General features: G+C 73.2%; 1 protein-coding gene. It reads left to right on the top strand.

Going from position 1 to position 1,058, the window contains the following annotated elements:
- A partial coding sequence (locus tag AC27KI_RS25615) for a formimidoylglutamate deiminase (protein WP_487116624.1) occupies positions 1-1,058 on the top strand: 1,058 nt, incomplete at both ends.

The following is a 1,058-nucleotide window of genomic DNA, read 5'->3' as shown; positions in this document are numbered from 1 at the left end:
TGGCGCCGGGCAGCGCCGCCGGCACCGCGCCGCGTGCGCCGGGCCCGGTCCTTCCCGGCATGCCCAACCTGCATTCGCACGCCTTTCAGCGTGCCTTCGCCGGGTTGACCGAATACCGCGCGCCCCAGCCCGACGGCGGGCAGGACAGCTTCTGGAGCTGGCGCAACCTCATGTACCGCTTTGCCGCGCGCACCACGCCCGAGCACCTGGAGGCGATCGCCACCTGGCTCTATGTCGAGATGCTGGAGGCGGGCTACACCGCGGTGTGCGAGTTTCATTACGTGCACCACGACGCGGCAGGCCAGCCCTATGCCGACGATGCCGCCATGTCGCTCGCGCTGCTGCGCGCCGCCCAGGCCGCGGGCATCGGCATCACCTTGCTGCCGGTGCTCTACCAGGCCAGCGGCTTCGGCGGCCGCGCCCCGCGCGAGGACCAGCGCCGCTTCATCCGCAGCACCGACAGCATGCTTGCGCTGCTGGAGCGCCTGGCGCCCGTGGTGGCCGCGCAGGGCGGCATCCTGGGCCTGGCCCCGCATTCGCTGCGCGCCGTGCCGCCCGACAGCCTGCGCATTGCGGTCGAAGGCCTCACCGCCCTGAGCCCGGCGGCGCCGGTGCACATCCACATCGCCGAACAGACGCAGGAGGTGGACGACTGCATCGCCTGGAGCGGCCAGCGCCCGGTGCAATGGCTGCTGGAGCATGCGCCGGTCGATGCGCGCTGGTGCCTGGTGCATGCCACCCACATGACGCCCGACGAATACGCGCGCGCCGCCCGCACCGGCGCGGTGGCCGGCCTGTGCCCCACCACCGAGGCCAACTTGGGCGATGGTCTGTTCAACTTGCCGCGCTGGCTGGCGGACGGCGGCCGCTGGGGCGTGGGCTCCGACAGCCATGCCTGCGTGAACGCGGCGGAAGAGCTGATGCTGCTCGAATACGGGCAGCGCCTGTCCCTGCGCCAGCGCAACGTGCTGGCCAGCCGCGCCCACCCCGAGGTCGCCACCGCCATGGCGCTGCAGGCAGTGCAGGGCGGGGCGCAGGCCAGCGGCCGGTGCACGCCC

The sequence above is a fragment of the Acidovorax sp. KPB24-03 genome (assembly GCF_057546605.1).
This window is presented reverse-complemented; position numbering and strand designations above follow the sequence as displayed.